Origin of the sequence: Caballeronia arationis (assembly GCF_001544975.2) — a bacterium.
Taxonomy (GTDB): Bacteria; Pseudomonadota; Gammaproteobacteria; order Burkholderiales; family Burkholderiaceae; genus Caballeronia; species Caballeronia arationis.
Genome location: NZ_FCOG02000022.1, coordinates 25538 through 43286, shown reverse-complemented (window position 1 = coordinate 43286; position 17749 = coordinate 25538). Strand labels below are relative to the sequence as shown.

The following is a 17749-nucleotide window of genomic DNA, read 5'->3' as shown; positions in this document are numbered from 1 at the left end:
CATGAGCGAAACGCGCTTCCTGCGGACCGGGCGTTTTGCGATGACAAGACCACCTGCGGTCGGCCTTCGCGCCGGCCGCCGATTTTCCGGCGCGAGCCGTGCGTCGCGATGACGTCCGGCCACAGCGCCGCTCCTTACCGTAACCGTTCTCTTCGCCTTTGGCCGCTGCCATGCACGACAAAATCCTGATCCTCGATTTCGGCTCCCAAGTCACCCAGCTGATCGCGCGACGCATCCGCGAATCGCACGTCTACTCGGAAATCCATCCGTACGACGTCGACGAGGTCTTCATCCGCGAGTTCGCGCCCAAAGGCATCATCCTCTCGGGCGGTCCGAATTCGGTTACCGAAGCCGGATCGCCGCGCGCGCCGCAGATCGTCTTCGACCTCGGCGTGCCGGTGCTCGGCATCTGCTACGGCATGCAGACGATGGCCGACCAGCTGGGCGGCAAGGTCGAACTCGGCCGCGTGCGTGAATTCGGCTACGCCGAAGTGCGCGCGCACAATCACACGAGCTTCCTGAACGACATCGAGGATTTCCGCGACGCCGCCGGCCACGGCATGCTGAAAGTCTGGATGAGTCACGGCGACAAGGTCGCCGACATGCCGGCCGGCTTCAAGCTGATGGCGTCGACGCCGTCGTGCCCGATCGCCGCGATGGCCGACGACGAGCGCCGTTTCTACGGCCTGCAATGGCATCCGGAAGTCACGCATACGGTGCAGGGCCGCGCGATGCTCGACCGTTTCGTGCTGGAACTGTGCGGCGCGAATCCCGACTGGGAGATGGGTCATTACATCGACGAAGCCGTCGAGAAAATTCGCGAGCAGGTCGGCAACGAGCACGTGATTCTCGGCTTGTCGGGCGGCGTCGATTCGTCGGTGGCGGCGGCGCTTTTGCATCGCGCGATCGGCGATCAGCTGACGTGCGTGTTCGTCGATCACGGTTTGCTGCGGCTGAACGAAGCAGAACAGGTCATGACGACTTTCGCCGATCACCTCGGCGTGAAGGTGATCCACGTCGATGCGAGCGCTGAGTTCCTCTCGAAGCTCACGGGCGTGACCGATCCTGAGGCGAAGCGCAAGATCATCGGCGCGGAGTTCGTTGAGGTGTTCCAGGCCGAGGCGAACAAGTTGACCGATGCGCAGTGGCTCGCGCAAGGCACGATCTACCCGGACGTGATCGAGTCGGCGGGCAAGGGCAAGAAGGGCGCGCATACGATCAAGAGCCATCACAACGTGGGCGGACTGCCGGAGACGCTGAACCTGAAGCTGCTCGAACCGCTGCGCGAACTGTTCAAGGACGAAGTGCGCGAACTGGGCGTGAAGCTTGGCTTGCCGCCCGCGATGGTTTATCGGCATCCATTCCCGGGGCCGGGCCTCGGCGTGCGGATTCTCGGCGAAGTGAAGCGCGAGTTCGCGGACCTGCTGCGCCGCGCGGACGCAATCTTCATCGAGACGCTGCGCACGACCATCGACAAGGAAACCGGCAAGTCATGGTACGACCTGACGAGCCAGGCGTTCGCGGTGTTCCTGCCGGTGAAGAGCGTCGGTGTGATGGGCGATGGGCGGACGTATGAGTATGTCGTGGCGCTGCGCGCGGTGCAGACGCTCGATTTCATGACGGCGCACTGGGCGCACCTGCCGCATGAACTGCTCGGGCATGTGTCGAATCGCATCATCAACGAGGTGCGCGGGATCAATCGGGTCGTGTACGACATTTCGGGGAAGCCGCCGGCGACCATCGAGTGGGAGTGAGGGTGGGGCGCCCGCTCGTGTCGTTCGACAGCATGGGGGGCTTCCAGGGCGGGGCAGCGTCGCGATGGCTGCCCTGACCGATTCTCTCTTCTTCGCGATCTACCCCGACGCGGCGGCCGCCGCGCGCATCGCGCAGCTGGCGCTCAGGCTCAATGTCGAGCACGGCCTGAGAGGCAAGCCCGCCGCGACGGACCGCTTTCATGTGACCCTGCATCACCTGGGCGCGTTTGCGGGTTTGCCTGATGACATCGTGGCACGCGCGAAGGAGGCGGCGTCGAATGTGTCGATGCCGCCGGTGGATGTGGCGTTCGATCGCGTGTCGAGTTTCCCCGGACGACGGAACAAGAAGCCGTTCGTCCTTCGAGCAGGCGCCGATGCCAATGCCGGCGCGCTGCACGATTTTCAGAAGACGCTTGGAATCGCGCTACAGACCGCCGGCCTCGCGGTCAAAGTCAACTCGCACTTTACCCCGCACGTGACCTTGCTCTACGACGAGCGGCATCTCGGAGAGCAGACCGTCGAATCGGTTCGATGGACCGCGCGTGAATTCGTGCTCGTGCGGAGTTTGCTGGGGCGGTCGCAATATGTGCAGCTTGCGCGGTGGTCTCTCGCCGCATGAATGCACGTCGTCTGTGCCTTTTGTCAATCACCCCCGGATTTCAATAAGTTTTATTAGCTGTCACATGAATATTGGCCCGGTCTAATGTTTGTCTCAAAATAGCGGACGACAAGACCACCGACGCGCCGATGCCGACTTCCCTCGCGAAGACACTCGAAGCATTCTCCTCCGGACGACCCGCGCCGCTGACGCCGTGGGATGCACCGCACGCCGTCCGCGCCGCCAGCGGCAATCCCGGCTATCCGGCCAAAGCAGCTTTCCCGTCCCGCTCGTCAAATCGATCTTCGCCCGCGACCCTGAATCCGCGCTCGGCTGCGCAGACCATCGACCTCCCGCGAGCCACGCGCCTTATCGTCGACGACACAACGTCCCGCGCACGAAGCGCCGCCGCGTTCTCCCCACCGCTTCAGAAAAGAAGATGACCCAAGCACGCCTCATCCAGATCACACCTGAATCCCACCACGTCCAGATCGACCTCGCGTACGCGACCGATCGCAATTTCACTGGCAAGCCGATCTACAAAGCCGCGCATTGCCTGCTGCTGGAACCGGCCGAGGCCGCGCTGCGCCGTGCTGTCGGGATCGCGCAGAGCATCGGCACGACACTGAAGATCTTCGATGCCTATCGCCCGCCGCAAGCCCAGCAGGTGCTCTGGGACTTTCTGCCGGACCCCACCTTCATCGCCGAACTGGGTCGCGGCTCGAACCACAGCCGCGGCACGGCGATCGACCTGACGCTCGTCGATGCGAACGGCGCCGAACTCGACATGGGCACCGGCTTCGACGCGATGGTCGCGGCGTCCGAGCATTTCCATCCCGGCCTGCCCGAAGATGTGCAGCGCAACCGCACGCTGCTGCTTGGCGTCATGCACGGCGCGGGCTTTACTCATATCGCGAGTGAGTGGTGGCATTATGAATTGCCGGGCTCGCGCGAACTCGCGGTGATCGACAACAGCGAAAGCGGACCGCTGCGCCTGATGTAAAGCGGAAGCACAGCAGCAGACAACAACCATCGACCGAACGGGAACGCGAAGATGAAACTCGTATTGCCTGACGTAAAAGCAGCCCTCGCAGCACTCGCAGTCGCATCCACGTTGACACTCACGCTGACGGCCGCCGGCCCGTCGCAGGCCGCGACGCCGAAGGACATGTTCGTCATGGCGACCCTGCTCGACGAATTCACCACGCTCGATCCGGGCGAAATCTACGAACTGGTGCCGGAGGAATACGTCGCGAACACCTACGACCGGCTCGTGCGAGTCGATCTGAAAGACCCGTCGAAGTTCAACGGCGACGTCGCGCAGTCATGGACCGTGAGCCCCGACGGCCTGACGTTCACCTTCAAGATCCGCCCGGGCCTCAAGTTCCACTCGGGCAATCCACTCACCGCCGACGACGTCGCATGGTCGATCCAGCGCACGGCGCTCCTCGACAAGGGCGCGGCCGCGGTGCTGGCGGGCATCGGCCTGACGAAGGACAACGCGCTGAAAAACGTGAAGAAGGTCGACGACACGACCGTCTCGATCACCACCGACCAGAAGTACGCGCCGACCTTCGTCCTGAACGTGCTCGGCGCATGGCCGGCGTCGGTGGTCGATCGCAAGCTCGTGGAGTCGCATGCGAAGGGCAACGACTTCGGCAACGAGTGGCTGAAGACGAACGAAGCAGGCTCTGGCGCCTACAAGCTCGTGAAGTGGACCGCGAACGATTCGATCGTCCTGCAGCGCTCCGAGGGCTATCGCCTGCCGCTCGCGATGAAGCGCATCGTGCTGCGCCACGTGACCGAAGCGGCGAGCCAGCGCCTGATGATCGAGAACGGCGATATCGACGTCGCGCGCGACCTGAGTCCCGACGATCTCGACACGCTCTCGAAGGCCGGCAAGATCAAGGTGTCGTCGGTGCCGCAAGCGACGCTCATGTATCTCGGCCTGAACAACAAGAATCCGAATCTCGCGAAGCCCGAAGTGCAGGAAGCGATGAAGTGGCTCATCGACTATCAGGGCATCCAGAAGAACGTGATCCGCACGACTTACAAGGTGCACCAGACCTTCCTGCCCGAAGGCTTCCTCGGCGCGCTGAATTCGAATCCATATCATCAGGATGTCGCGAAGGCGAAAGCGCTGCTCGCGAAGGCAGGTCTCTCCGACGGCTTCACCGTGAAGATGGATGTGCGCAACGACTATCCGTACAGCGAGATCGCGCAGGCGGTGCAGGCGAACCTCGCGCTCGGCAACATCAAGGTGCAGTTGATGCCGAGCGACAACAAGCAGACGCTCGGCCGCTATCGCGCGCGTCAGCACGACATCTATATCGGCGAATGGTCGGCGGATTACATCGATCCGCACAGCAACGCGCAGGGCTTCGCCTGGAACCCGGACAACTCGGACAAGTCCAGCTACAAGATGCTCGCGTGGCGCAACTCGTGGGACATCCCCGCATTGACCAAGGAGACGCTCGCGGCGCTCGCGGAATCGTCGACGCAAAAGCGCGCGCAGATGTACCAGGCGATGCAGAAGGAGATGCTCGCGAACTCGCCGTTCGTGATCATGTTCGAGAAGGTGTCGCAGGTAGCGGCGCGTCCGGGCGTGACGGGGCTCGAAGTGGGGCCGATCAATGACCTCGTGTCCTACCGCGACCTGAAGAAACAGTAAGTGACGACCGGGCTTCCGACACTCGACCGCATGCGCGCGCTCGCCGCGCGCCGTGCAGACGTGCGCTTGACGCTGCGCCTCGCGCGCTGGATCGCGATGCTTGCCGTCACCTTCACGGGGCTGCTCGCGATCACGTTCTTCATCGGCCGCAAGATTCCGATCGATCCGGTGCTCGCGATTCTCGGCGACCGCGCGTCGGCTTCGGCGTACGCGGCCGCGCGTCTCGAACTCGGGCTCGACAAGCCGCTCATCGAGCAGTTCATCATCTACGCGCGGGACGTGTTGCACGGGCACCTGGGCGTGTCCCTCCTGACGGCGAACCCCGTCATCGACGACATCAAGCGCGTGTTCCCCGCGACGCTCGAACTCGCGACGCTCTCGACTTTCGTCGGTGTGATGGTCGGCGTGCCGCTCGGCGTGATCGCGGCCGTGCGCCACAACCGCTGGATCGATCATGCGGCGCGCTTCATCGGCCTGATCGGCAGTTCAGTGCCGGTGTTCTGGCTCGCGCTGATGGGGCTCTTGCTCTTCTACGCGCGCCTGCACTGGGTCTCGGGGCCGGGCCGTCTCGATCCGTTGTACGACGGCATGGTCGATACCAGAACAGGCAGCCTCCTGATCGACTCCGCCATTGCCGGCGAGTGGGACGTGTTCGTCAATGCGTTCTCGCATATCGTGCTGCCGGCCGGCATCCTCGCGTTCTATTCGATCGCGTATCTGAGCCGCATGACGCGCTCGTTCATGCTCGACCAGCTGAGCCAGGAATACGTGACGACCGCGCGCGCAAAAGGCCTGACGGAGCGTCGCGTGATCTGGCGGCATGCGTTCGGCAACATCGCGGTGCCGCTTCTGACGGTGATCGCGCTTGCGTACAGCTATCTGCTCGAAGGATCGGTGCTGACCGAGATCGTGTTTGCCTGGCCGGGCATCGGCTCGTACCTGACGGGTGCGCTTCTCAACGCCGACATGAACGCCGTGCTCGGCAGCACGCTCGTGATCGGCGCGACTTTCATCACGCTCAACCTGCTTACGGACGCGCTCTATCGCGTGTTCGATCCGCGTGCGCGCTAAAGCGCCTTATCCATGCACATGCCTCCGCCAACCGACGATTCGACCCAGGACTGGCCCATGAAGGACAAGCGCGGTCAGTGGAAAGCGTGGCTGCTCACCGATACGCCCGCGTCGCGCCGTCAGGCCGCGCTCGGCCGTGCGTATCGGCGCTGGCGGCGCTTTTCGAGCAATCCGCTCAGCATGTTCGGCCTCGCGATCCTGATGGTATTGATCGTGGCCGCCGCGATCGGCCCGATGCTGGTTGCCGAGGACCCGCTGCGGCAAGTGCTCTCCGACCGCCTGATGCCGCCGGGCGCGGCGGCGCACTGGCTCGGCACCGATCAACTCGGCCGCGACATTCTCTCGCGGCTCGTGCACGGTTCGCGCCTCACGCTTTCGATCGCGATCCTCGTGGTGGTGCTGGTCGTGCCGGTCGGGCTTCTGATCGGGACGGCGTCGGGATTCTGCGGCGGCTTCGTCGATACGGTGCTGATGCGCCTCACCGACGTCGCGCTGGCTTTCCCGAAGATCGTGCTCGCGCTCGCGTTCGCGGCGGCGCTCGGGCCGGGCGTGTTCAACGCGGTCATTGCGATCTCGATCACCGCGTGGCCGCCCTATGCGCGGCTCGCACGCGCGGAAACGCTGAGGCTCGTGCAGGCGGATTTCATCCACGTGGCGCGGCTGCAGGGCGCGTCGTCGATGCGCATTCTGCTGCGCTATATCGTGCCGCTTTGTTCGTCTTCGGTGATGGTGCGCGCGACGCTCGACATGGCGGGCATCATCCTCGCGGTCGCCGGTCTCGGCTTTCTCGGGCTCGGCGCGCAGCCGCCGAGTCCCGAGTGGGGCTACATGGTCGCCTCGGGCCGCAACGTGCTGCTCGATGCATGGTGGGTTGCGACCATCCCCGGTCTCGCCATCCTCTTCGTGAGCCTCGCGTTCAACCTGCTCGGCGACGGCCTGCGCGACGTGTTCGATCCGCGTCATGGAGGCTGACATGCAAGCGCCTCTGTGTGAAATCCAGAACCTGCGGATCGGGTTTCCTGCGCACGATGGCACCGTGGCCGACGCCGTGCGCGGCATCTCGCTGACGCTGCAAAGGGGAGAGCGGCTCGGCATCGTCGGCGAGTCGGGCTCGGGCAAGTCGCTCACGGGCCGCGCGCTGCTCGGGCTTTTGCCGCCGTCGGCGCAATGGTCGGCCGATACGCTGCGCTTTGACGGCCAGGATCTGCTCGCGATGCGTCCGAAGGCGCGCCGGCGCCTGTGCGGCACGCAGATGAGCATGATCCTGCAGGACCCGAAGTATTCGCTGAACCCGGTGATGACGGTCGCTCAACAACTGCGCGAGGCGTTCCGCCGGCACGAGCCAAAGCTCAACGCGCGCGCGATGCGCGAGAAGATCGTTGCTGCGCTTGCGGCGGTGCATATCCGCAATCCGGAGCGCGTCGCCGACGCATATCCGCACGAATTGTCGGGCGGCATGGGGCAGCGGGTGATGATCGCGATGATGGTGTCGGCGGGACCGCGCCTTCTGATCGCCGACGAGCCGACGAGCGCGCTCGACGTGCTCGTCTCGATGCAGGTGCTGGCCGTCCTCGACGAGATGATCGAGAAGCACGACACCGGGCTCGTCTTCATCAGCCACGACCTGCCGCTCGTGATGTCGTTCTGCGACCGCGTCGTCGTGATGTACGGCGGACGCGTCCTGGAGACGTGCGCCGCGCGCGACCTGAAGCACGCAGAGCATCCGTACACGCGCGGTCTGCTCGCCGCAAACCCGCCGCTGACCGATCCGCCCGACGAGCTGCCGACCTTGCGCCGCGATGCCGCGTGGCTCATCGAGCCGTCGGTCAAGGAGAGCTAGGCGATGATCGACGTAAAGAACGCGCGCATCCGCTTCAAAACGAAGACCGGCCACGTCGACGCGGTACGCGACGCGTCGTTTCATGTCGGCGAGGGCGAGGTGTTCGGACTCGTCGGCGAATCGGGCTCAGGCAAGTCGACGATCCTGCGCGCGCTCACCGGTCTCGTGCCGCTCGCCGAAGGCACGATGCAGGTCGGCGCGCACACGCTCGGCAGAAAGATCGACCGCGCGTTTCGCCGCGACGTGCAGATGGTGTTTCAGGATCCCTATGGATCGCTGCATCCGCGCTTCACCGTCGATCAGACGCTGCGCGAGCCGCTCGCGATCAACGGCATCGGCAACGAGGACGAACGCATCCTGAACGCGCTGCGCGAAGTGGGGCTTGGGCCCGCGTTCCGTTTTCGCTATGCGCATCAGTTGTCGGGCGGCCAGCGGCAGCGCGTGTCGATCGCGCGTGCGCTGATCGTCGAGCCGCGCGTGCTCTTGCTCGACGAACCCACTTCCGCGCTCGATGTCTCCGTGCAGGCCGAGATCCTGAACCTGCTGCGGCGGCTGCATCGCGAGCGCAAGCTCACGATGATCCTCGTGAGCCACAATCTCGCGGTCGTCGGATTCCTGTGTCAGCGCATCGCGGTGATGCGCAACGGCGAAGTCATCGAGCAGCTTTCGATCGACGCCGTGCGCTCCCGCGACGTGCAGCATGAATACACGCGCACGTTGCTGCTCGCCACCGACGGGTACAAGCGGAAAGTGGCGGAAGTCATCGGTGTGGATGCGGCGCTTTAGAGCACCCTTGGCGCGGCGTCAATAGCGGGCCGTTGCGTAAAGCAGACTGGCTTCGAACGTTCGTGCGTTGCGGCCGAAGCGCCGCGCGCCGACTGATAGAATGCGAGATGAATTTCCGATGCGTTCGACACGGCGAGCACCGCCGCGCCGGACGTTCCGGCCCCAAGGCCACTTCAACGAAATCGCGAAAGACCGGCAGGCCACAAGCTGCAAGCTGGTCGTAATCCCCGATGAAACTGCTAGATGCCTTAGTCGAACAGCGGATAACCGCTGCCGCCGCGCGCGGCGAGTTCGACGATTTGCCCGGTGCAGGCGCGCCGCTCGAATTCGACGACGACGCCCTTGTTCCTGAGGAAGTTCGCATCGCGAACCGCATTCTGAAAAACGCCGGCTTCGTGCCGCCCGCCGTCGAACAATTGCGGGCGCTGCGCGATCTGCAGGCCGAATTCGACCAGGTGACCGATCCCGCAGCGCGTTGTCGTCTCCAGGCGAAGATGCTCGCGCTCGACATGGCGCTCGAATCGCTGCGCGGCGGTTCCACCGTGCCCCACGAATATCGCCGGCGAATTGCCGAGCGGCTCTCCGAGCGGGCGCAAAACCGCGCTGCGGAGCCGAAGTGAGCGCGCCGGCGCCCGCTACGACCCTCATCGCCGATCCGGATGCGGCCGCTAACGCCGCCGAACGCGACCGCCGCTTCATGGCGCTCGCGCAGGAAGCCGCAGAGGCGGCTCGCGCAGCGGGCGAAGTGCCGGTGGGCGCCGTCCTCGTGCGCGGCGACGAGGTCATCGCGACGGGCTTCAACCATCCGATTCGCGGACATGATCCGTCCGCGCATGCCGAAATGGTCGCGTTGCGCGCGGCCTCGCGTGCGCTTGAAAACTACCGGCTGCCCGGCTGCGAACTCTATGTCACGCTCGAACCGTGCATCATGTGCGCCGGCGCGATCATGCACGCGCGCATCGCGCGGGTCGTGTTCGGCGCAGCCGATCCGAAGACGGGCGCATGCGGCAGCGTCATCGACGTGTTCGCCAGCGAGCGCCTGAACCATCACACGACGGTCGTAGGCGGCGTACTGGCCGACGAATGCGGCCACGCGCTGCGCAATTTCTTCGCGGAGCGGCGGCAGCTCGCGCGCGCCGAGCGCGAACTGCGCAAGGCGCGCGATGCCGCGGATTCAATCGATACCCCTCCAACCGAGAGCCCATGATCGTCAAGCCCCGCACCATCGATTTCGTCGCGCCTTCCGGTTATCCGCACGATCCCGCGGCGGTCGAACGGGGGCTGCAGCGATTGCGCGCACAGGGGCACCGGCTCGAAAACCTGCGCGCGACCGAGCGGCGTTTCCAGCGCTTTGGCGGCACCGACGGCGAGCGCGCCGCCGACCTGAACCGCCTCGCCGATCCCGCGCGCCGCTTGCCGGACATCGTGCTGGCGGTGCGCGGCGGCTACGGCGCGGCGCGCATCCTGCACGGACTGGATTTCGAGGGACTGCAGCGACGCCTGGAGGGCAAGCCAATTGCGATCGTCGGCCATAGCGATTTCACCGCGATCCAGTGCGCGCTTTTCGCGCGCGCGGGCGTGAAGAGCTTCGGCGGTCCGATGTTCGCGGGCGACTTCGGCGCCGAGCATCCGAGCGCGTTCACGATGCAGAACTTCTGGCACGCGATCACGCGTTCCAGTTTCACGGTGACGGGCAACACGCCGCAGCAGCAGTCCGTCGATGCGACGGGCATGCTGTGGGGCGGCAACCTCGCGATACTGGCATCGCTCGTCGGCACGCCGTACATGCCGCCGGTGGAAGGCGGCATTCTCTTCATCGAGGACGTCAACGAGCATCCGTTTCGCGTCGAGCGGATGATCTATCAACTGCACTTGTCCGGCATTCTCGGGCGGCAGCAGGCGCTCGTGCTGGGCGAATTCTCGGGCGCCCGTCTCGCGGACTACGACAACGGCTATTCCTTCGACGCGATGCTCGAACAGGTGCGCGCGGTGATCGGTATTCCGGTGGTGACAGGATTGCAGTTCGGCCACGTCGAGAACCTGCTGACGCTGCCGTTCGGCGCAACGGCGCACCTGGTCGCACGTCCGCAGGGATTCAGGATGACGCTCAGCGACTATCCGCACCTTGCGTGAAACAAGGGCGCCCGGGCAAGGGCGCTTTTTTGATCTCAAGTTACGCAACTAACGGTCGAATTAACCTCTCCGGGTTAACCCTGACGAAATACGCGACGAACTAATTGTCGACAAAAATGTGCGCTGAATGATGACAAAAACTTAGCGTATTGACGTACAGCCTTATCTGTATTGGATCTCAGGCCGGCGAGGTTGCCATTCCAAACGCGATTGATGACGATTCCCTAAATGAATTGTTGACAATCTTTATGTCGGTTCTAAGATGACCAACATGCGAGCGAACACATCATGTCCGACCCAAAAATCAGCGCTTCATTGAACGTAACCGGCACTGCGAATGCCGAGTCGATCGCCGAGAACATTCGTGCCGCGATCCTCGAGCATCGCCTCGCGCCCGGCGCGAAGCTGACAGAAGCGCAATTGTGCGAAGTATTCGAAGTGAAGCGCGGAACGGTGCGCCAGGCGCTCGCGCAACTCGCGGGCGAACGGCTCGTCGATCTGGAGCCGAATCGCGGTGCATTCGTCGCGAGTCCGACGCTCCAGGAAGTGCATGAAGTGTTCGAGATGCGGCGGATCATCGAAATGGCGGTGGTAGAACGCATTTGCAGCGGGCACGGCACGCGGCGCCTGAAGTCGATCAGTTCGACGATCGGACGCGAACGCCGCGCCTTCGAAAGCCACGATTTCACGGCGTGGATACGGCTCTCGGGCGAGTTTCATACCGAACTCGCGGCGCTCACCGGCAATACGGTGCTGTGCGAATGCCTGTCGGGACTCGTGGCGCGCTCGACGCTGATCTCGGCGCTGTATGAATCGCTCGGCAAGAGTTCGTGCTCGTTCGAGGACCACGAAGGGATTCTCGCGGCGCTCGATGCGGGCGACAGCACGAAGGCAACGGAACTGATGGCGCGACATCTGCGCGACGTCGAATTGAAGATGCTGGAGCGGCCTGCGCGCGGCGCGGTCGACCTGCGGGAAGTATTTGCAAAGCCTGTCGAGCGGAACAAGCCGCCCGGCATGTGATGGAAGGCAAGCCGGCCAGGACCGGCGCCGGATCAAGAAGGAATGGAGACCGCGCCCCGCCAGAGGGTGCGTGACAGCAGGATCGATGGCCGCATGCGCCTTGTATGCGCAGCATGCGGCCGCACTGAACGAAGCGCTCGACCGAGCGCGGATGAAAGCCGTCCCGGCGTCGTTTCGAGGCTCGCTATCAGCATGAGCCGGGCGAAGCACTGCCGGGAGAGATTCGACAATCACAAAGAATACCGCGCATGAAATGCGAAGGTATCCGAATCGATTTGTATTGCGTGAAAGCACACTCGAGCGCACGCACCGGAATTTTCATTACCCCAGTTGCCTTTCTCATCGAAGGAGAAGTCATGGCCCAGTTCAGTGCAGCATCCAGTGAAAGCACGCTGCCGCCGTACGGCGAGCAAGCGGGCGGCCACGAGTCGCATCTTCCGGCAGGCTACAGCGACCGCCTCTACAACGAAGACCTCGCGCCCCTCAAACAACAGACCTGGGGCGCGTACAACATCTTCGCGTTCTGGATGTCGGACGTGCACAGCGTCGGCGGCTACGTGTTCGCCGGCAGTCTCTTCGCGCTCGGCCTGACGAGCTGGCAGGTGCTGGTGTCGCTTTTGATCGGCATCGGGCTCGTGAATGCGCTCTGCAATCTGATCGCGAAGCCGAGCCAGCAGGCGGGCGTGCCGTACCCGGTCGCGTGCCGCGCGACCTTCGGCGTGCTCGGCGCGAACATTCCCGCTGTGCTGCGCGGGCTGATCGCGGTTGCGTGGTATGGCATCCAGACGTTCCTCGCGTCGAGCGCGCTCGTGATCGTCGTGCTCAAGTTCGTGCCGCAATGGATGCCCTACGCGGACGTGCACAAGTACGGCTTCGTCGGCTTGTCCGCGCTCGGCTGGGCCGGCTTCATGCTGCTGTGGGTGCTGCAGGCCGTGGTGTTCTGGCGCGGCATGGAGATGATCAAGAAGTTCATCGACTTCGCCGGTCCTGCCGTGTATGTGGTGATGTTCATTCTCGCTGGCTACATGGTGTGGCGTGCGGGCCTGAAGAACATCGGCCTGAATCTCGGCGGCGTGAAGTATCACGGCATGGAAGTCGTGCCCGTGATGATCACTGCGATCTCGCTCGTCGTCTCGTACTTCTCGGGTCCGATGCTCAACTTCGGCGACTTCTCGCGCTACTGCAAGAGCTATCGCAGCGTGAAGCGCGGCAACTTCTGGGGCCTGCCGGTCAACTTCCTGGCGTTCTCGCTCGTCACCGTCATCACGACCGCCGCGACGCTCCCGGTCTTCGGCCAGCTCATCACCGATCCGGTGGAAACCGTCGGCCGGATCGATCATCCGACGGCCGTGATCCTCGGCGCGCTGACCTTCACCATCGCGACGATCGGCATCAACATCGTGGCGAACTTCGTGTCGCCGGCGTTCGACTTTTCCAACGTCGCGCCGCGTCACATCAGCTGGCGCATGGGCGGAATGATGGCCGCGGTCGCATCGATCTTCATCACGCCGTGGAATCTCTTCAACAATCCGGCGGTGATCCACTACACGCTGGACGTGCTCGGCAGCTTCATCGGACCGCTCTATGGCGTGCTGATCGTCGATTTCTTCCTGGTGAAGCGCGGCAAGCTCGTCGTCGACGACCTGTACACGGTCTCGGAAACGGGTCGTTACTGGTACACCAAGGGCGTGAATCGCCGTGCGGTGGCGGCGCTGTTGCCTGCCGCGGCGATCGCAGTCGCCTGCGTGATGATTCCGTCGCTCGAAGGTGCCGCGAACTTCTCCTGGTTCGTCGGCGCGGGACTGGGCGCGGTGTTTTATTGGTTCCTGGCAGACCGGAAGGGTTCGAACTAACCTGAGAGAAAGGCGCGGGCGATTTGCGCCCGCGCCGCAGACAAAAGCACCAGAAGCACTGAAAGCACAAGAAGGAGCAGGGCCATGAGAATCAAGCTGATCAACCCGAACACGACCCAGCGCATGACCGAATCGATGGGGCGTTGCGCGCGCGAGGTTGCGTCCCCGGGCACGGAAATCGTAGCGGTGAGCCCGACGATGGGGCCGCCCTCGATCGAGGGCTATTACGATGAGGCGATTGCCTCGCTCGGCATGCTCGCAGAGGTCGAGGCGGGCGAGCGCGAAGGCTTCGACGGCTACGTGATCGCGTGTTTCGGCGATCCGGCGCTCTACGCGGCGCGCGAACTGGCGCGCGGGCCGGTGATCGGCATCGCGGAGGCCGCGATGCATGCGGCGAGCGTGATTGCGCCGGGCTTTTCGGTCGTCACGACGCTGGCGCGAACCTGCGGCATGGCGTGGCATCTGGCGGAGCGCTACGGCATGACGCGCTTTTGCATGAACGTGCGCGCGACGGACGTCGCGGTGCTCGATCTCGACGTGCCGGGTTCGGCCGCGCGCAGCATCATCATCGACGAATGCCGCCGGGCGCTCGACGAAGACGGCTCGGACGCGATCGTGCTCGGCTGCGCGGGCATGGCGGAGTTCTGTCACGAAGTGGAGGATGCAATCGGCGCGCCGGTCGTCGAAGGCGTGACGGCCGCGGTCAAATGGGCCGAGGCGCTGATCGCGCTGAAGTTGCACACGTCCAAACGCGGCGACTTTGCGCGGCCGCTTGCAAAACGCTATGACGGCGTGCTCGCCGACTACAGCCCGCGGGACGCGGCGGCTCACATACACCGCAAGTGACCCGCATTATCTGCCTGGCCGTATGGGCGCAGGGGGGTGTTTTCGCTAAACTGGACCATCGATTTTCCGCTCATCGTCATCAATGTCCTCATCGCTATGTCAAACGATTCGAACGACCCGAACTACCCGCGCGACCTGATCGGCTACGGCCGTAATCCGCCGCAGGCGAACTGGCCGGGGCGTGCGCGCGTCGCCGTGCAATTCGTCCTGAACTACGAAGAGGGCGGCGAGAACTGCGTGCTGCACGGCGATCCGGGCTCCGAGCAGTTTCTTTCGGAGATCGTGGGAGCGGCTTCGTTTCCGTCGCGGCACATGAGCATGGAGTCGATCTACGAGTACGGATCGCGCGCGGGCGTGTGGCGCATCCTGCGCGAGTTCGAAAAGCGCAAGATGCCGCTCACCATCTTCGGCGTCGGCATGGCGATCGAGCGGCATCCGGAATTGGCACGGGCGTTCGTCGAACTGGGGCATGAAATCGCGTGCCACGGCTATCGATGGATCCACTATCAGGACATGTCGCCGGAACGCGAAGCGGAACACATGCGCCTCGGCATGGAAGCGATCGAGCGCGTGACGGGCGTGCGGCCGCTCGGCTGGTACACGGGCCGTGACAGTCCCAATACGCATCGGCTGGTGGCGGAGTACGGCGGCTTTCTCTACGACTCCGACAACTACGGCGACGACCTGCCGTTCTGGACGGAGGTCGAAGTGACGGGCGGCAAGACGACCCCGCACCTGATCGTGCCGTACACGCTCGACACGAACGACATGCGCTTCGCCACGCCGCAGGGCTTCAATACCGGCGATCACTTCTTCACGTACCTGCGCGACGCATTCGACGTGCTCTACGAAGAAGGCGACGAGGCGCCGAAGATGCTGTCGATCGGCATGCACTGCCGCCTGCTCGGACGCCCGGGGCGTTTTCGCGGACTGCAGCGCTTTCTCGATCACATCGAAAAACATGACCGCGTGTGGGTGACGCGTCGCGTGGATATCGCGCGGCACTGGCGCGAACATCACCCTTACGAAGGCGGCAAAAATACCAACGGGACGACGGCATGAAGGCGATGCAAACCACACTCGATCAACTCAACGCGCTGCCCGCCGACACTTTCGTGACGGTGCTATCGGGCATTTTCGAGCACTCGCCGTGGGTGGCTGAAGTCGCGGCGCCGCAACGGCCGTTCGCGAGCGTCGATGCGCTCCACAAGACGATGTCGGGCGCCGTGGAAGCCGCTGGCGAAGAGAAGCAGCTGACGCTCATCAACGCCCACCCGGAACTCGCGGGCAAGGCCGCCGTGCGCGGCGAGCTCACCGAGGAATCGACGCGCGAGCAAAGCGGCGCGGGCCTCAACCTCTGCACGCAGGAAGACTTCGACCGCCTGCAGGCGCTCAACGCCGCGTATCGCGAGAAGTTCGGCTTTCCGTTCATCCTCGCCGTGCGCGGCTACGACCGCCACGGCATCATCGCGAACTTCGAACAGCGCGTGAATCACAGCCGCGCCGAAGAGCTCCGCACGAGTCTCGAACAGATCTACCGGATAGCGCGCTTCAGGCTCGATGATTTGATTCAATGACCTGACTCGATGACCTGATGCAAGGCTGATCCGTTTTTCACCGCAGAACGAACAAGGACGAAGACAATGGCAATCCCGACACTCGATCCCAACGCGCCCGAATTCACGCGCCGCTATGTAAATCTCGCGGACCCGCGGCTCGGCGCGCAGGCGCTCGAGACGAGCGACGACTTCTTCGCGCCGAAAGAGCGCATGCTGAACCCGGAACCGGCGGTGTTCATCCCCGGCAAGTTCGACGATCACGGCAAGTGGATGGACGGCTGGGAAACGCGCCGCAAGCGCTCGACCGGCTATGACTGGTGCGTCGTGAAGCTTGCGCGTCCGGGCGTCATCAAGGGTATCGATCTCGACACGAGCCACTTCACCGGCAACTTCCCGCCGGCGGCGTCGATCGAAGGCGCGCACGTCGCCGACGGCGCACCGAACCAGTCCACCAAGTGGACCGAGATCGTCCCGTCGACGACGCTGCAGGGCAACAGCCACCATTACCTGGATGTCAGCGCCGAGCAGCCGATCACGCACCTGCGCGTGAACATCTACCCGGACGGCGGCATCGCGCGGCTGCGCGTGTACGGCCAGCCGCAGCTCGACTGGAGCAACGCTAGCCGCAGCGAACTGTTCGACCTCGCCGCGATGGAAAACGGCGCGTATCTCGTCGGCACGAACAACCAGCACTTCGGGCTCGCCTCTACGCTCCTGATGCCGGGTCGTGGCGTCAACATGGGTGACGGCTGGGAAACACGGCGCCGTCGCGAGCCGGGCAACGACTGGTGTATCGTCGCGCTCGCGCAACCGGGCGTCATCAAGAAGATCGAAGTCGATACCGCGCACTTCAAAGGCAACTATCCGGACCGCTGCTCGCTGCAGGCGGCGTACGTCACGGGCGGCACCGACAGCTCGCTCGTCACGCAGGCAATGTTCTGGCCGATGCTGCTCAACGAGCAGAAGCTGCAGATGGACAAGCAGCATTTCTTCGAGTCGGAACTGGCGGCGCTCGGCCCCGTGACGCACGTGCGCTTCAACATCATCCCGGACGGCGGCGTATCGCGTCTGCGTCTCTTTGGAACGCTCGCATAATGAAAAAGCTCGCCATCGAACCGTTGACGCGTGCTGCGTTCGAGCCTTTCGGCGACGTCATCGAACTCGATGGCGCGAAGCAGATTCCGATCAACCTCGGCACGACGATCCGCTTTCATGATCTCGCGAAGATCGACGTCGAGGAGCAGAACGGCCGGCCGCTCGTGAACCTCTTTCGCGGCCAGCCGCGCGTGCTGCCGTTCGAAGTGAAGATGATGGAGCGGCATCCGCTCGGCAGCCAGGCGTTCGTGCCGTTGAACGACAAGCCGTATCTCGTGGTCGTGGCGCCCACGGGCGATCTCGACGAAGGCGCGATCCGCGCGTTCGTCACGCGCGGGTGGCAGGGCGTGAACTATGCGCGGGGCGTCTGGCACCATCCGCTGATTGCGCTCGGTGAGGTGAGCGACTTTATCGTCGTGGATCGCGGCGGCGACGGGCTCAATCTCAACGAGCAGGACCTGCGTGAATCGCTGTGGCTTACCGAGGACGCGATGCGCTGATCCGCCGCTTGGCCGGGCAG

The 17749-nt window shown here is 64.1% G+C and carries 18 protein-coding genes; all 18 read left to right on the top strand.

The features are described from left to right. The first annotated feature begins 170 nt into the window (after nucleotides 1-170). The 18 genes from guaA (at nucleotide 171) to AWB81_RS15630 (ending at nucleotide 17729) form a co-directional block, all read left to right on the top strand. Complete coding sequence (guaA, locus tag AWB81_RS15715) at nucleotides 171-1754, top strand: glutamine-hydrolyzing GMP synthase (protein ID WP_062636901.1); 1584 nt, start codon at nucleotides 171-173, stop codon at nucleotides 1752-1754. Between the two features lie 64 nt (nucleotides 1755-1818). Beyond that, nucleotides 1819-2373 carry an RNA 2',3'-cyclic phosphodiesterase gene (thpR, locus tag AWB81_RS15710; RefSeq protein WP_062636899.1) on the top strand — a complete coding sequence of 185 codons (555 nt, stop codon included), beginning with the start codon at nucleotides 1819-1821 and terminating at the stop codon, nucleotides 2371-2373. A 418-nt stretch (nucleotides 2374-2791) separates the two neighbouring features. Further along, complete coding sequence (ddpX, locus tag AWB81_RS15705) at nucleotides 2792-3355, top strand: D-alanyl-D-alanine dipeptidase (protein WP_062636897.1); 564 nt, start codon at nucleotides 2792-2794, stop codon at nucleotides 3353-3355. A gap of 51 nt (nucleotides 3356-3406) precedes the next feature. Further along, nucleotides 3407-5023, top strand: a complete 1617-nt coding sequence (locus tag AWB81_RS15700; RefSeq protein WP_062636895.1) for an ABC transporter substrate-binding protein — start codon at nucleotides 3407-3409, stop codon at nucleotides 5021-5023. Nucleotides 5024-5053: 30 nt separating this feature from the next. Further along, nucleotides 5054-6094, top strand: coding sequence for an ABC transporter permease (locus AWB81_RS15695; RefSeq protein WP_374730492.1), 1041 nt, complete (start codon nucleotides 5054-5056; stop codon nucleotides 6092-6094). 57 nt (nucleotides 6095-6151) lie between these two features. Continuing rightward, nucleotides 6152-7066 (top strand): ABC transporter permease, encoded by a 915-nt coding sequence (locus AWB81_RS15690; RefSeq protein WP_062637012.1) that lies wholly within the window; start codon nucleotides 6152-6154, stop codon nucleotides 7064-7066. Between the two features lies 1 nt (nucleotide 7067). After that, complete coding sequence (locus tag AWB81_RS15685; protein WP_062636891.1) at nucleotides 7068-7934, top strand: ABC transporter ATP-binding protein; 867 nt, start codon at nucleotides 7068-7070, stop codon at nucleotides 7932-7934. A 3-nt stretch (nucleotides 7935-7937) separates the two neighbouring features. Continuing rightward, on the top strand, nucleotides 7938-8720 hold the full coding sequence (locus AWB81_RS15680) for an ABC transporter ATP-binding protein (RefSeq protein WP_062636889.1): 783 nt from the start codon (nucleotides 7938-7940) through the stop codon (nucleotides 8718-8720). Between the two features lie 230 nt (nucleotides 8721-8950). Further along, on the top strand, nucleotides 8951-9340 hold the full coding sequence (locus AWB81_RS15675) for a DnaJ family domain-containing protein (protein WP_062636887.1): 390 nt from the start codon (nucleotides 8951-8953) through the stop codon (nucleotides 9338-9340). After that, nucleotides 9337-9927: a tRNA adenosine(34) deaminase TadA gene (gene tadA, locus AWB81_RS15670; protein ID WP_062636885.1), complete on the top strand. Its 591-nt coding sequence runs from the start codon at nucleotides 9337-9339 to the stop codon at nucleotides 9925-9927. Before AWB81_RS15675 ends, tadA begins: the two co-directional genes overlap by 4 nt. Continuing rightward, nucleotides 9924-10853 carry a muramoyltetrapeptide carboxypeptidase gene (ldcA, locus tag AWB81_RS15665; protein ID WP_062636883.1) on the top strand — a complete coding sequence of 310 codons (930 nt, stop codon included), beginning with the start codon at nucleotides 9924-9926 and terminating at the stop codon, nucleotides 10851-10853. The genes tadA and ldcA overlap by 4 nt, the downstream gene beginning before the upstream one ends. Before the next feature lie 288 nt (nucleotides 10854-11141). Next, entirely contained in the window at nucleotides 11142-11876 is a 735-nt protein-coding gene (locus tag AWB81_RS15660) for a GntR family transcriptional regulator (protein WP_062636881.1), read from the top strand. A gap of 356 nt (nucleotides 11877-12232) precedes the next feature. Further along, nucleotides 12233-13729, top strand: a complete 1497-nt coding sequence (locus AWB81_RS15655; RefSeq protein WP_062636879.1) for an NCS1 family nucleobase:cation symporter-1 — start codon at nucleotides 12233-12235, stop codon at nucleotides 13727-13729. An 84-nt stretch (nucleotides 13730-13813) separates the two neighbouring features. Further along, a complete protein-coding gene (locus tag AWB81_RS15650) occupies nucleotides 13814-14575 on the top strand; it encodes an aspartate/glutamate racemase family protein (RefSeq protein ID WP_062636876.1) in 762 nt (253 codons plus the stop codon). Between the two features lie 96 nt (nucleotides 14576-14671). Continuing rightward, nucleotides 14672-15637: an allantoinase PuuE gene (puuE, locus tag AWB81_RS15645; protein ID WP_062637010.1), complete on the top strand. Its 966-nt coding sequence runs from the start codon at nucleotides 14672-14674 to the stop codon at nucleotides 15635-15637. Continuing rightward, the gene (uraD, locus tag AWB81_RS15640) at nucleotides 15634-16152 is read left to right on the top strand and encodes a 2-oxo-4-hydroxy-4-carboxy-5-ureidoimidazoline decarboxylase (protein WP_062636874.1); all 519 of its coding nucleotides are present in this window, start codon (nucleotides 15634-15636) and stop codon (nucleotides 16150-16152) included. The genes puuE and uraD overlap by 4 nt, the downstream gene beginning before the upstream one ends. Nucleotides 16153-16218: 66 nt before the next feature. After that, nucleotides 16219-17229, top strand: coding sequence for an allantoicase (gene alc, locus AWB81_RS15635; protein ID WP_062636872.1), 1011 nt, complete (start codon nucleotides 16219-16221; stop codon nucleotides 17227-17229). Then, complete coding sequence (locus AWB81_RS15630) at nucleotides 17229-17729, top strand: ureidoglycolate lyase (protein WP_062636870.1); 501 nt, start codon at nucleotides 17229-17231, stop codon at nucleotides 17727-17729. The genes alc and AWB81_RS15630 overlap by 1 nt, the downstream gene beginning before the upstream one ends. Nucleotides 17730-17749: the final 20 nt, after the last annotated feature.